At 56.6% G+C, this 12394-nt stretch carries 13 protein-coding genes; 8 read left to right on the top strand and 5 right to left on the bottom strand.

What is annotated here, in order from left to right; translation table 11 throughout:
• Positions 1-12: 12 nt before the first annotated feature.
• On the bottom strand, positions 13-810 hold the full coding sequence (locus Q674_RS21455; protein WP_023007611.1) for a glycosyltransferase family 2 protein: 798 nt from the start codon (positions 808-810) through the stop codon (positions 13-15).
• Between the two features lie 132 nt (positions 811-942).
• Between Q674_RS21455 and Q674_RS21450 the strand changes: the two genes are divergently transcribed.
• Positions 943-2364 carry a mannose-1-phosphate guanylyltransferase/mannose-6-phosphate isomerase gene (locus Q674_RS21450; RefSeq protein ID WP_023007610.1) on the top strand — a complete coding sequence of 474 codons (1422 nt, stop codon included), beginning with the start codon at positions 943-945 and terminating at the stop codon, positions 2362-2364.
• Positions 2361-3269 carry a lysophospholipid acyltransferase family protein gene (locus Q674_RS21445; RefSeq protein WP_023007609.1) on the top strand — a complete coding sequence of 303 codons (909 nt, stop codon included), beginning with the start codon at positions 2361-2363 and terminating at the stop codon, positions 3267-3269. The genes Q674_RS21450 and Q674_RS21445 overlap by 4 nt, the downstream gene beginning before the upstream one ends.
• Before the next feature lie 11 nt (positions 3270-3280).
• On the opposite strand, the gene Q674_RS21440 is transcribed toward Q674_RS21445, so the two are convergent.
• The gene (locus tag Q674_RS21440) at positions 3281-4321 is read right to left on the bottom strand and encodes a glycosyltransferase family 4 protein (protein WP_023007608.1); all 1041 of its coding nucleotides are present in this window, start codon (positions 4319-4321) and stop codon (positions 3281-3283) included.
• 70 nt (positions 4322-4391) lie between these two features.
• On the opposite strand from Q674_RS21440, the gene Q674_RS21435 reads away from it, so the two are divergent.
• Positions 4392-5486, top strand: a complete 1095-nt coding sequence (locus Q674_RS21435; protein WP_031209490.1) for a glycosyltransferase family 4 protein — start codon at positions 4392-4394, stop codon at positions 5484-5486.
• Here the strand turns inward: Q674_RS21435 and Q674_RS21430 are convergent.
• From Q674_RS21430 to rfaD, 3 genes are read right to left on the bottom strand one after another with little or no spacing between them, the layout of a single operon-like run.
• On the bottom strand, positions 5470-6219 hold the full coding sequence (locus Q674_RS21430; protein ID WP_011784309.1) for a glycosyltransferase family 2 protein: 750 nt from the start codon (positions 6217-6219) through the stop codon (positions 5470-5472). The genes Q674_RS21435 and Q674_RS21430 overlap by 17 nt on opposite strands.
• The gene (gene waaF / locus Q674_RS21425; protein ID WP_023007606.1) at positions 6216-7223 is read right to left on the bottom strand and encodes a lipopolysaccharide heptosyltransferase II; all 1008 of its coding nucleotides are present in this window, start codon (positions 7221-7223) and stop codon (positions 6216-6218) included. Before waaF ends, Q674_RS21430 begins: the two co-directional genes overlap by 4 nt.
• Complete coding sequence (gene rfaD, locus Q674_RS21420) at positions 7220-8161, bottom strand: ADP-glyceromanno-heptose 6-epimerase (RefSeq protein ID WP_011784307.1); 942 nt, start codon at positions 8159-8161, stop codon at positions 7220-7222. The genes waaF and rfaD overlap by 4 nt, the downstream gene beginning before the upstream one ends.
• A gap of 262 nt (positions 8162-8423) precedes the next feature.
• Here rfaD and Q674_RS21415 point away from each other — a divergent pair, with 262 nt between their 5' ends.
• Genes Q674_RS21415 through Q674_RS21395 form a run of 5 tightly spaced genes read left to right on the top strand, consistent with a single transcriptional unit; the run spans position 8424 to position 12393 of the window.
• Entirely contained in the window at positions 8424-9008 is a 585-nt protein-coding gene (locus tag Q674_RS21415) for an SIS domain-containing protein (RefSeq protein WP_011784306.1), read from the top strand.
• Complete coding sequence (gene hldE, locus Q674_RS21410; protein WP_396627806.1) at positions 9005-10453, top strand: bifunctional D-glycero-beta-D-manno-heptose-7-phosphate kinase/D-glycero-beta-D-manno-heptose 1-phosphate adenylyltransferase HldE; 1449 nt, start codon at positions 9005-9007, stop codon at positions 10451-10453. Before Q674_RS21415 ends, hldE begins: the two co-directional genes overlap by 4 nt.
• A 1-nt stretch (position 10454) precedes the next feature.
• Entirely contained in the window at positions 10455-11498 is a 1044-nt protein-coding gene (locus tag Q674_RS21405) for a glycosyltransferase family 9 protein (protein ID WP_011784304.1), read from the top strand.
• On the top strand, positions 11495-12019 hold the full coding sequence (gene gmhB, locus Q674_RS21400) for a D-glycero-beta-D-manno-heptose 1,7-bisphosphate 7-phosphatase (RefSeq protein WP_023007605.1): 525 nt from the start codon (positions 11495-11497) through the stop codon (positions 12017-12019). The genes Q674_RS21405 and gmhB overlap by 4 nt, the downstream gene beginning before the upstream one ends.
• 2 nt (positions 12020-12021) lie before the next feature.
• A complete protein-coding gene (locus Q674_RS21395) occupies positions 12022-12393 on the top strand; it encodes an HAD hydrolase family protein (protein ID WP_023007604.1) in 372 nt (123 codons plus the stop codon).
• The last annotated feature ends 1 nt before the right edge of the window (position 12394 follow it).

The following is a 12394-nucleotide window of genomic DNA, read 5'->3' as shown; positions in this document are numbered from 1 at the left end:
TGGACGCACGGACTACTTCCGGGCACGTTCCTCCTCACACTCAGACAACATCTGAATCTCCCGAGCCTTTGCCAAGCGCATAAAGTTCCGGTTAGCAGCAATAATCGCAACGCTAAGGCCAAACCAGCCGTTCAGAATCTGGCGGTGCAGCAGGTAATATTTCAGGAACTTCAGGGGAAACTCGGCAAACAGGCGGGGGCTGGAAATTCGGCGCCCCTTTGCGGCGATAAAGCGGGCCTGCTCCGTAGACAACTGGCAGTACTTGCGCTCCATCTGCTCCAGGGAAATCAGCGTTCGATGCAACACGTCGCCCTTGAGGTCCACGACCCGGCCTGATTTCACCTGGGGTCGGTCATTGTTACTGTCTTTTTCGGCCTCAATCACCGCCTTGTTCCGATTATAGAGTCTCAGAATTTTTTTCGATTTATCGTGTCGGAACGGATGACGGGGGTCCGGCTGGGACAGCACCCAGCGCATCCTAAACCCCGCAATATCCGAGTCAACCGGCCTTGAAAACAGGGCCTTGATATTGGCCACAAGCTCGTCCGACAACACTTCATCCGCATCCAGATCCAGAACCCAGTCATTGCGACACAGACTTGCGGCAAAAGCTTTCTGGCAGGCAAACCCCTGCCAGTCGTTATGGACAAACCGGGCGCCCGCCGCTTCTGCAATTTCGCGCGTTCGGTCAGTACTCCCGGAATCGACTACGATAATCTCATCAACCCAGCCGGAAACCTTCGCCAGGGATTCAGGCAATCGCAGTTCTTCATTCTGGGTGATGTAATAAACGGACAACGGCAGCTTCATCAAAATTCCTGGTATCTGGGCAATCAGTTTACGGACTGGTCAAAACAATATCATGGTTGCCTTATGATAAGATGACGCGCCTGATTTTGATGTTTTTCTTGGCATTCTTTAACTCAAGCCCGGAGTGTGCAGATGATTCACCCCGTCATTATGGCTGGCGGTACCGGCTCGCGCCTTTGGCCAATGTCGCGCCAGCTGAATCCGAAACAGTTCCTGAAACTGACCAACGGCCCCCTGTCGATGCTGCAGGCCACCGTTGCGCGGCTTGAGGGCTTGGATGCAGCAAACCCTCTTCTGATTTGCAACGAGGAACACCGGTTCCTGGCTGCTGAACAAATGCGGCAATCCGGCCACGAAGAGACGCGGATCATTCTGGAGCCCTGTGGCCGAAACACGGCGCCGGCCATTGCATTGGCAGCACTGCAGCTGACCGAGGCCGCGGAGAACAACGCCGAAGATCCACTCATGCTGGTCCTGGCAGCCGACCACCTGATCAAGGACGTGACCGCCTTTCAGGAAGGGGTGAAGAAGGCTATTCCGCTGGCGCGGGAAGGAAAGCTGGTCACCTTCGGCATTGTCCCGAACCATCCGGAAACCGGCTACGGCTATATTCATCGTGGCACGGAACTGGGCCCTGACAGCTACCTGGTGGACAAGTTCGTCGAAAAGCCGGACCAGGCGACCGCCAATGGCTACCTGGATTCCGGCGAGTACCTCTGGAATAGCGGGATGTTCCTGTTTGGTGCCCGTCAATACCTCGAGGAGCTGGAAGCCCATCGCCCCGATATCCTGGCCGCGTGCCGTGCTGCCATCGCAGATACTGCCGATGACCTGCACTTCACCCGGATCAACGCCGAACGATTCGCAGAATGCCCCTCAGACTCGGTGGACTACGCCGTCATGGAGAAGACCGACAAGGCCGCCGTGGTTTCCCTGGATGCCGGCTGGAGCGATATCGGCTCCTGGTCCGCGCTCTGGGAAGTCAGCGACAAGGACGCGGACGGCAACAGCCTGACCGGCGACGTGATTACCCACAACACCGCCAACACCCTGGTCCGTGCCGATAGCCGGCTGGTAGCAACGGTTGGTGTGGACAACCTGGTGGTTATCGAAACCAAGGATGCCCTGCTGGTTGCCCACAAAGACAGCGTTCAGGACGTCAAAACCGTGGTGGAGCGACTCAAGTCCGACGGCCGTCACGAGCATATGAATCACCGGGAAGTCTACCGGCCCTGGGGGGTTTACGACTCTATAGATAACGGCAAGCGCTACCAAGTAAAACGCATTACCGTGAAGCCTGGCGCCAAGCTTTCTGTGCAGATGCATCACCACAGGGCAGAGCACTGGATTGTGGTCAGCGGGACAGCCAAGGTCACCAATGGTGACGATTCCTATCTTGTTACGGAAAACCAGTCCACGTATATCCCAGTCGGCCAGGTCCATTGCCTTGAAAATCCCGGCGTGATCGACCTGGAGCTGATTGAGGTGCAGTCCGGATCCTACCTGGGCGAAGACGACATAGTGCGATTTGAGGACCGGTACGGCAGAGCATGAGTAAGTTCAAGTATTACCTGATCGCGGGTCTGTTGCGGATTGTCAGCCTGTTACCATTAGGTGCTGCTCAATTCATTGGTAAATGGTCAGGATTGCTTGCCTGGAAACTTGGAGGCAAGCCAAGAAAGATAACGGATACCAACCTCGATATCTGCCTGCCCGAACTCACGAAAGAGGAACGCCGGGAGCTGTCCAGAAATTCTCTGGCCCACACCGGAATGACAGCTCTGGAAATCCCCCTGATGTGGGAATGGCCAGTGGATAAATGTCTGGGACTGATCAAGCAGACTGAAGGACTGGAGCTGGTCGAAGAAGCTCTGTCGACCGGCAGGGGCTTGATACTGCTAGCCCCCCATCTGGGTAACTGGGAGCTGGCCGGGCTGTATTTTTCTTCCCGCTATAAAATGGCAGCGCTCTACAGCCCCCCTCACATCAAGGAATTTGAAGACTACATGATCCGCGTTCGCGGCCGCCTTGGCTCCGAACTGGTTCGCGGCGACCGTAAAGGCCTGATGCGCCTGATGGGCATTTTGAAGGAAGGAGGTGTGGCCGGCATCCTTCCGGATCAGTCCCCACGCGGCAAAACCAACGCCTACGCCCCGTTCTTTGGCATGGATGTGATGACAATGACACTGGTGGGAAAATTGGTTCAGAAAACCGGGGCCAACGTGCTGGTGACCTACGCCGAGCGCCTGCCCAACGGTGAAGGCTTCAAGATCCTGGTCACCCGGGCAGAACCCGGCATTGGCGCCGACGACACAGTCGCCGGGGCCACTGCCCTTAATCAGTCCGTGGAAAAGGTGGTGCGGATGGCCCCTGAGCAGTACCAGTGGGAGTACAAACGCATGCGGCACCGGCCGCCGGGGAACCCGAATCCTTATAAGCCCGGGCAGATTTGCGACTAAACGCCCAGCTGTCAGGAACCCCCTTGGGATTGCAGGGTTGCGGAGTAGAGGTCTAGGTAACGCTCCGCCACCGATGCAGGGCTGAACGCAGTTAATCCTGCCTGGGCAGCGTCTGTGAGAGCGGCGGCCTGCTCCGGGTTATCGAGGATAAACTGAATCGCTGAAGCCAAAGCCTCCGGGTCACCCGGGGATACCAGAAGACCATTCGTTTTATCTGAGATCAGGTCAGGAATGCCTCCGGCTTTGGCCCCAACCACCGGCACATGATGTTGCATGGCCTCAAGAATCGTTGAGCCAAGCCCCTCTGAGAGTGAAGGGAACACAAAGACATCCAAGGATGCCAGCCAATCCCCGACATTATCTTTATGCCCCAGAAAACTGACGTTGGGCAAACCCTGTGCCTGGGACTTGAGCCACTGTTCATCTGGCCCTTCTCCCAGGAAAATGAACTGCACGTCTGGCCTGAGGTTGCCCAGCAAACGCGCTGCCTCAATCGTGATGTGATAACCCTTGTGCTTCAGGAGGCGCCCCACTTGGCCAACCAGGCGTTTGGCGGGATACTGCTGCCGGATAGCTTCGACGGCGTTTGCTGCGGTGGGAAAGCCTGAGAAACTCGACGGAATGATGACAGTGTCCACACAGCCCAGTCGCTGTTGAACAACAGATTCAATGGCGGAACTCAGGCAGGCGACGGTCGAGGCTCCGCCATAAGCCGCAGACGTCAGCCGCCCGGTTCCGATGGGATTATCGACTCGCCGTGTGACGACGTAAGGCGTTTTACGCAGGCGGGACTCGATCCAGGCCCAGTAGACTGATTTACCGTCGTGGCAATGAACGAGGTCCCAATCCCCCTTGCCGTGGCCCAGCAGAAAATGTGCAGTCTCTCGCCTACCGAGCGATTGGATGCTTTCCAGCTCTGCCCATAGACGACTCCCCGGTCTGGCCACCAGCGTTTGCTGAATACCGCGCTTCGCCAGCTCCCGAATCAGGTTTACGGTCTGGCGCTCACCACCGGAAAAACCTCCGGCCAGATTTACGTGGCAAATGTGCATACCAACTCGGCCCCGTCGATGTTTTAATGGCGGCAGTGTAAGAGATCGACCATGAAAAGGACATAACACTGTGAAGCTACTTGTAATCAGCTCCTATGTAGATACTTGGAATTCTGTTCGGCCTGAAGCCGAAATGCTGATCGGACTGGCAAAGTTGGGTGTCGAAGTTGAGCTGATGACACAAACGGATGCGGAGTACCGCTCTCGTTTTGAAGAAAACGGCATCAAGGTGCACGGCTTCCATCCCCGCAAGAAAATAGAGCCAGACGCCATTCGTCGCATTCGTCACCTGCTGATCGAGGGCAAGTTTGACGCAGTGTACTGCTTTAACAACAAGGCCATCGCTAACACCAACCTTGCGGCAATCGGCCTGCCAGTCAAAGTTATGACCTATCGAGGCCAAACCGGCAATATCAGCCGCTGGGACCCAAGTGGCTACCTGACCCACCTAAGCCCACGGGTGGATCGAATTATCTGTGTTTCCAAAGCAACCCGCGATGATCTAAAAAAGCACGTCTGGGGCAACAAAAACAAAGTTTGTACGGTCTATAAAGGCCACGATCTCGACTGGTACCAGGATACTCCGGTAGACCTCAAACAATTCGGCGTACCGGATGGCGCCTTTGTGGTTGGGTCGGTGGCAAATATCCGCCCCAGAAAAGGACTGCCAATTCTGCTGAAAGCCACAAACCTTTTACCCGTGGACAGCAACATCCACCTATTGCTCGTGGGCCGAGGAATGGACAATCCAGAGGTTCAGACTCTAATCCAGGCCAGCCCGATGGCCGACAGAATTCACCTGACTGGATTTAGAAAAGACGCGCCGGCCATCATTGCGTCCTGCCAGGTATCCGTGCTGGCTTCAACCAAACGGGAGGGGCTTCCAAAAACGGTGATTGAAGCTATGGCCTATGGCGTTGCACCGATCGTCAGCGATACCGGAGGGAGTGCAGAGCTCATTGAAGATGGTGTATCCGGCATACGCGTAACGCCCGGTAGCGCTGAAGAAATTGCTGCAGGCATTCAGCGGCTGCATGAATCCCCAGAGCTATGCACCAATATGGGTCAAAGCGCCCAAAAAAGAATCGCCTCGCACTTTCATGTACAGCAGTCGTCTGAAGCCCTTTTGAAGGTGCTGAACGAAACCGTCAACGGCGAGTTTTAATCCAGAGCGCTGCGTATTTGTTAAAGGCATAAATGGCGGTGGTGACGGCCAACAAAAACCCATGCCGGCCGTCCAGAAACCCTCTTTGAAGCAGATACTTTCGGACAAAGGCGCCAACGCCGTGGATGCATGCAGAGAGCAGGGATGCTGTCTTGCCGCGGCGGGCCCGCCCTTCGGCCCAATCCTCAGCATAGCGAACAGATTTCGCCATATACTCCGGGAAATTAGTGGCAGTATAGTGCAGAAGATCCCCTTCAAGCGTTTCCACGCTGGCATCCGGACAGTGCACCTTTTCGTGCACCAACGCATCGTCATACCGGTATTCTTCGCGGCGGTATAACCGAACCACTTTATCGGGATACCAGCCGGAGTGCCGGATAAAGCGGCCAAAAAACCACGACAACCGCTTTACCTGAAACACCTGCTTCGCCCTTGCCTGCTCGATGGCGTGCTGAATGGAGGAGGCCAGCTCAGGGGTGACCACTTCGTCGGTATCGATCCAGAACAACCACTCGCCCTGTGCGTGGCTTTGGGCCCTCTGACGCTGCGGACCAAAGCCTGGCCAGTCGTCCGATTTGAAAATGCGCGCCCTGAATCGCTCGGCGACGGCCAGCGTATCGTCCGTCGAACCAGAGTCCAGCACTACAATCTCATCGGCAAAAGCCAGACTCTCCAGGCATTTGGCAAACTCAGGCCCTGCGTTCTTAGTGATCAGTACCGCGCTGAGTTTCACTGGCAAGCCTCCAGAACCCGCTGCACGGAAATACCGGTCAAGCAATTGTAATGACCAAAACGGCAGGTCCGCTCAAAGCAGGGACTACACTCCACCGGATGCCGGACAATCGTCGCCTTATCCGTCAGCGGAGGCGTGAAATCCGGGCTGGTGGAACCGTAGATGGCAACCACATCAGCACCAGAAGCGGCGGCCACGTGCATCAAGCCGGAATCGTGACTGACCACTTTGCGGCAATGACTGAACAGGTCCACGGTATCTTCCAGGCGGGTTTTGCCACAAAGATTGAACACGCCTTCCTGACCATTGGCAATCTGGTCACCCGGCTCCACATCTTTCGGACCGCCCATAACCCATACTTGAAAACCCTGCTGTACCAGTTTTTCGGCGAGCGCCCGGTGGCTTTCAAGAGGCCACTGCTTTGCTGGGCCGAACTCCGCACCAGGGCAGATGGCAATGGCGGGGCGTTCCGGGTCCAGGCCCAGCTTGCCCATCACGTCGTTCAGGTTTGTCTTGTTAATCGTCAGTGACGGTTGTGGCACATCAAACTGATAGGTTTCGTAATCCGCCTTGCTGGCCCCAAGCCCCATGTAACGCCACACGGTTTTGTCAGTGATGGTAGAGCCGTCTCGAGTCGGGTGTCTGCGCCGGGCATCGGTCAGCAGAATCGAGCGTCCTTCCCCACTGAAACCAACCCTCTCGGGAATGCCTGCAAAGAAAGGGATCAAAGAGGACTTGAACGAACGCGGCAGGACAATGGCTTTATCATACCCTTTTAGCATTCTGGCCAGTCGCCACTGAGCCTTCAGGGCCAGCTGACCACTTTTCCAGGGTGCCGCGATGCCTGTGTTGACCTCAGGCATACGCGCGATGATCGGGAGCGACCACCCGGGAGCCAGCACGTCGATTTCTGCTTGCGGGTCCTGTTGTTTGAGGGACATGAACAGCGCCTGGGCCATGACCATGTCACCCACCCAGGACGGCCCTACCACCAGGTATTTCATCGGTCCAGCCAGGCCAGATAGCTCTCAACACCACTGGCCACATCAGCAAACTCAGCGGTGTAGCCAACATCACGCAAAGCGGTAATATCGGCCTGGGTAAAGCTCTGATAGCGCCCTTTCAGCTCATCCGGGAAGGGAATGAACTCAACACTGCCCTTGCCGTGGTAGCGGATAACAGCCTGAGCCACATCCAGAAACGACTGGGCGCGCCCTGTACCCAGGTTGAAAATGCCGGACTGTTCGGGGTTGTCGTAGAACCAGAGGTTAACCTTGCAGACATCATCCACGTAAACGAAATCCCGCTGCTGACCACCATCAGAGTAACCATCCCACCCCTCGAACAGCTTGGGGTTCTGGCCGGCCTTGATCTGCTCGTGCAGGTGATAGGCAACCGAAGCCATCTTGCCCTTGTGCTGCTCCCTGGGGCCGTACACGTTGAAGTAGCGGAAACCAACAATCTGGCTGCGGGCGGAGGGCAGAATCTTGCGCACATACTGGTCAAACTGCCACTTGGAATAACCGTAAACGTTCAGCGGCCGCTCGCACTCCCGCTCTTCACGGAATTCGTCACTGGCACCGTAGACCGCCGCGCTGGACGCGTAGAGGAACGGCACCTTGCGATCAAGGCACCAGTGCAACAACACCTTGGAGTAGGTGTAGTTGTTCTCCATCATGAACTTGCCGTCCCACTCGGTGGTGTCTGAGCAGGCACCTTCATGGAACACGGCACGGATACCCATGGGCAAATCGTTGGCTTTCACCCGTTCCAGAAACTCACCTTTGTCCATGTAGTCCGTGACATCTAGCTCCGCCAGATTCCGGAAACGGGTACCGTCGGTCAGATCGTCCACCACCAGAATATCGGTTTCGCCACGCAGGTTAAGGGCGTGAATAATGTTGGCTCCAATGAAACCGGCACCGCCAGTGACGACAATCATGGTAAGGCTCCTGAAATTTCTGTGCGGACAGGCCAGAAGATGGCCACTGTGTTCAGCCGTAATACTAACCTCTTTTGTAGACGCCTAAAACAACCAGAGCCCGAGTCTCCATCGGCCAGAACCATGATGAACACTGGATTAACGGGCGGTTAGTCTGTGAAAAAGCATATGGGACGCCTGTTGCGGCCATGGTACACTTCGCGTTTGGAACTGGTGCTGCCGCACCGGGTCGACTTTGGGATTGATCATACCGGAGGCTCACATGTCCCAGCAAAGCAGTTACCTCGCCACCCTGGAACGGCACCGCAAAACTTTTGCCGTGATGGAAGAACACCAGGAAGCCGTCGAGCAACTGTTGGAGCTGACGCGCCAAAGCCTGAAACGGGGCGGCAAGATCATCTTTCTGGGCAACGGTGGCAGTGCCGCAGATTCGCAGCATTTGGCAGCCGAGTTTATGGTCCGCTATAAAAAAGAGCGCGGCCCCCTGGCATCCATCGCCCTGACCACAGACACCTCCATTCTGACGGCACACCCGAACGACTACGAATTCGAGACCGTATTCGAGCGGCAAGTTCTGGGGCTGGGCAAGCCGGAAGACCTGGTGATCGGCCTGACCACCTCCGGCCAGAGCGAGAACATCAACCGTGCCCTGAAAGCCGCAAACGACCTGGGCGCAGCAACCGTTGCCCTTACCGGCCGGGACGGAGGCAAAGTCAGAGACATCGCGAAGCTATCTATTATTATTCGTAGCGACGAAACCGCCCGTATCCAAGAGGCCCATATGTTCATCGGCCACTGGCTGTGTGAAGCGATGGATGAGGTGGTGCTGTCCGGAGGCCTTGACTGATGCTTGACCTGGCCCGGCTGGACCAGCTTCAGAATGCTTCTGTTCTGGTGATCGGCGATGTGATGCTTGACCGCTACTTCATTGGCGACACCAACCGCATATCACCAGAGGCGCCGGTGCCGGTGGTGCGCGTTGCCCACACCGAAGACCGTGCCGGTGGTGCCGCCAACGTTGCCAGGAACATTGCCCACCTCGACGGCCAAGCTGCCATTCTTGGCATCATCGGCAACGACACAGACGGTCGTTTGCTGAAAGACCTCCTTATCAAGGAGAAAGTCCACTCCGAACTGCTGGAGCTGGACGACGCCCGCACCATCTCCAAGACGCGAATCATTTCCCGCCATCAACAGATGGTTCGGCTGGACATGGAAGACACCTTCCCCGTCGCACAGGCCGAGAGTGTCAAGCAACGCTATGCCGAACTGATCGAGCAATACAACACGGTCATCATCAGCGACTACGCCAAAGGCACCCTCGCCTGTGTTGGCGACTTGATCCAGGCTGCGCGAAAGGCCGGCAAGCAAGTGCTGGTGGACCCGAAAAGCAAAGACTTCTCCCTGTATCGTGGCGCAACTGTCATTACCCCGAATCTGAGTGAGTTCAAGGCCGCCGGCGGAGATGCCTCCTCAGATGACGCCATGCTGAGCTCGGCCCGCGCCATGCTGACCGACGCGGGCATCGATACCATGCTGCTGACCCGCAGCGAGCAAGGCATGAGCCTGATCACCCCGACGGAGCACCACCATTTCCCGGCGGAAGTCCTGGAAGTGAGTGACGTCACCGGTGCCGGTGACACCGTGATCGCCACCCTGGGCACCCTGCTGAGTGCCGGGTTTGATCTGAAAGACGCGGCCTGGCTGTCCAACCTTGCGGCCGGCATCGTGGTGGCCAAACTAGGCGCCGCAACCGTTTCCCCGGAGGAACTGGCGGCCCGCGCCAGCCATCAGTGGTCGGCCAAGACCAGCGGCTACCACCCCAGCGTCGAGCAGAGCCTGCTGCACATTGACTACGCCCGCCAACAGGGCGAGCGGATTGTCTTTACCAACGGCTGCTTCGATATCCTGCACGCCGGCCATGTGCGTTACCTGGCGCAGGCTAGGGCTCTCGGTGACCGGCTGGTCGTGGGGTTAAACTCCGATGCTTCCGTGCGTCGCCTTAAAGGCGAAGAACGCCCGGTAAACTCGCTGGAAGACCGGATGGAAGTGCTATCCGCCCTGGCTTGCGTGGACTGGGTCATCCCCTTCGGTGACAACACTGTGGAGAACGACACCCCCGAGCAACTCATCAAACGGGTGAATCCGCAGGTGCTCGCCAAAGGCGGCGACTACTCCATCGACACCATCGTCGGCGCGGACTTTGTTCAGGAAAACGGCGGTGAGGTTGCCATCCTGCCCACGGTTGAAGGCCGTTCCACCACCGGGCTGATCAAGAAAGTTCGAGGCTGACTTGTCTGCGCCACGCTCCATCTGCCTGCTGCGCCTGTCGGCCATCGGCGACACCTGCAACGCCGCTGCCGTAGTGAATGCCATCCGGCAACATTACCCGGAAGCTGAGATCACTTGGGTGATAGGCAAGGCCGAAGCCGCGCTGATGGCAGGCATGGACGGCGTCAACTTTGTCGTGTTTGACAAGAAGCGGGGCATGGCCGCGTACCGCAACCTTCGGCGCCAACTCCAGGGCAAACGATTTGACGCCCTGCTACTGATGCAAGTCGCCCTGAGAGCGAATCTCGCCAGCTTGTGTATTTCCGCCAAGCGGCGAATTGGCTACGACAAAGCCAAAAGCAAAGAGCTGCACAGCCTGTTTATCAACGAGCGGATCGAGCCAACGGACAAGGTCCATGTGCTGGACAATTTCCGACAGTTCCAGAAATCGCTGGGCATCCCACTCGAAGAGCCCGACTGGAACATTCCGGTTAATGCGGAAGACAGGGGCTGGGCCAAAGCCCAGCTCGACCCGAACACCAGCAAACACCTGATCATCACCGCCGCCGCCTCCAACACCGAGCGGAACTGGCTGCCAGACCGATACGCCGCGGTAGCCGACTACGCCGCCAGTCAGGGTTTTTCCGTGTATCTGTGTGGCGGGCCGGCCGATTATGAAAAGCAATTGGCTGCCAACATTCAGGCCCATGCCAAACATTCCCTGCACAATCTGGTTGGCCAGTCGAGCCTGAAGCAATTGTTCGCCCTGATTGGTGAGGCCAGCCTCGTGCTCGCACCAGACACCGGCCCGGCCCACATGGCCGTTGCTGCCGGCACACCCGTTATTGGCCTCTACGCTCACAGCAACCCGAAACGTACCGGCCCCTACCTTTGGCAAAACTACGTGGTAGACGCCTATACCCCCGCACTGAAGCAGACGCGAGGCGAGACCCCAGAGCAGAGCCGCTGGGGCCAGAGACTCAAGGGCGCAGAGTTGATGGAAAACATCACGACAGAACAGGTTATCGACATGTTGGACCGCTGTATTCAGGAACAGAACCTATGACCAACAAAGCCGTATTTCTGGACCGGGATGGCGTAATCAACGTGGATCACGGCTATGTTTATCGCAAAGAAGATTTCGAGTTTGTCGGCGGTATCTTCGAGGCCTGTCGGCATTTTCAGGAGCAAGGCTACCTGTTGATTGTGGTCACCAACCAGTCCGGCATCGCCCGGGGCATGTACACCGAAGCACAGTTTCAGGAGCTGACAGACTGGATGGTTGAACGCTTCAAGGAACAGGGCGTGACTATCTCCAAGGTTTATCATTGTCCGCACCATCCAGACTTTGGGCCGGAAAATGAGCGGGATTGTAATTGCAGGAAGCCGAAGCCGGGGATGATTTTGAGGGGGATAGAGGAGTTTAAGCTGGCCCCGGCGGAGTGCATTATGATTGGGGATAAGTGGAGTGATATAGAGGCTGCAGCCTCAGCTAACCTTTCAAATGGAATCCTGTTCGGAGGAGAGCCCGGGCATTCAGTGAGAGGTATGGATCTTTCATACATCAAATCTCTGACAGAGCTGTAATTATGAAGAAGCTGATTGTTGATCTGGATGGAACCATTACAAAAGGCGACACCTCGGATTATCGAAACGTCTCTCCTAACCAGGAGGTCATCGACAGATTACGTTTTTATAAAGAGCTGGGTTACGAGATTATTATCCAGACTGCCCGTAATATGCGGACATATGAGGGAAACGTCGGAAAGATCAATATACATACCCTGCCAATTATCACCGAGTGGCTAGATAGGCACAGGGTACCCTACGATGAGATACATGTGGGCAAACCGTGGTGCGGTTTCGAGGGGTTCTATATCGACGACCGAGCTATTCGCCCTTCCGAGTTCACCCGAATGAGCCCAGAAGAAATTGAAGAGCTGATAGCTGGAGAGCATTGAT

The sequence above is a fragment of the Marinobacter sp. EVN1 genome (genome assembly GCF_000475375.1).
Lineage (GTDB): Bacteria > Pseudomonadota > Gammaproteobacteria > Pseudomonadales > Oleiphilaceae > Marinobacter > Marinobacter nauticus.
This window is presented reverse-complemented; position numbering and strand designations above follow the sequence as displayed.

Excerpts from the sequence above, each read along its gene's own strand:
- Q674_RS21455 (WP_023007611.1), bottom strand. The coding sequence starts at position 810 with ATGAAGCTGCCGTTGTCCGTTTATTACATCACCCAGAATGAAGAACTG.
- Q674_RS21450 (WP_023007610.1), top strand. The coding sequence starts at position 943 with ATGATTCACCCCGTCATTATGGCTGGCGGTACCGGCTCGCGCCTTTGG.
- Q674_RS21445 (WP_023007609.1), top strand. The coding sequence starts at position 2,361 with ATGAGTAAGTTCAAGTATTACCTGATCGCGGGTCTGTTGCGGATTGTC.
- Q674_RS21440 (WP_023007608.1), bottom strand. The coding sequence starts at position 4,321 with ATGCACATTTGCCACGTAAATCTGGCCGGAGGTTTTTCCGGTGGTGAG.
- waaF (WP_023007606.1), bottom strand. The coding sequence starts at position 7,223 with ATGAAATACCTGGTGGTAGGGCCGTCCTGGGTGGGTGACATGGTCATG.
- rfaD (WP_011784307.1), bottom strand. The coding sequence starts at position 8,161 with ATGATTGTCGTCACTGGCGGTGCCGGTTTCATTGGAGCCAACATTATT.
- Q674_RS21415 (WP_011784306.1), top strand. The coding sequence starts at position 8,424 with ATGTCCCAGCAAAGCAGTTACCTCGCCACCCTGGAACGGCACCGCAAA.
- gmhB (WP_023007605.1), top strand. The coding sequence starts at position 11,495 with ATGACCAACAAAGCCGTATTTCTGGACCGGGATGGCGTAATCAACGTG.
- Q674_RS21395 (WP_023007604.1), top strand. The coding sequence starts at position 12,022 with ATGAAGAAGCTGATTGTTGATCTGGATGGAACCATTACAAAAGGCGAC.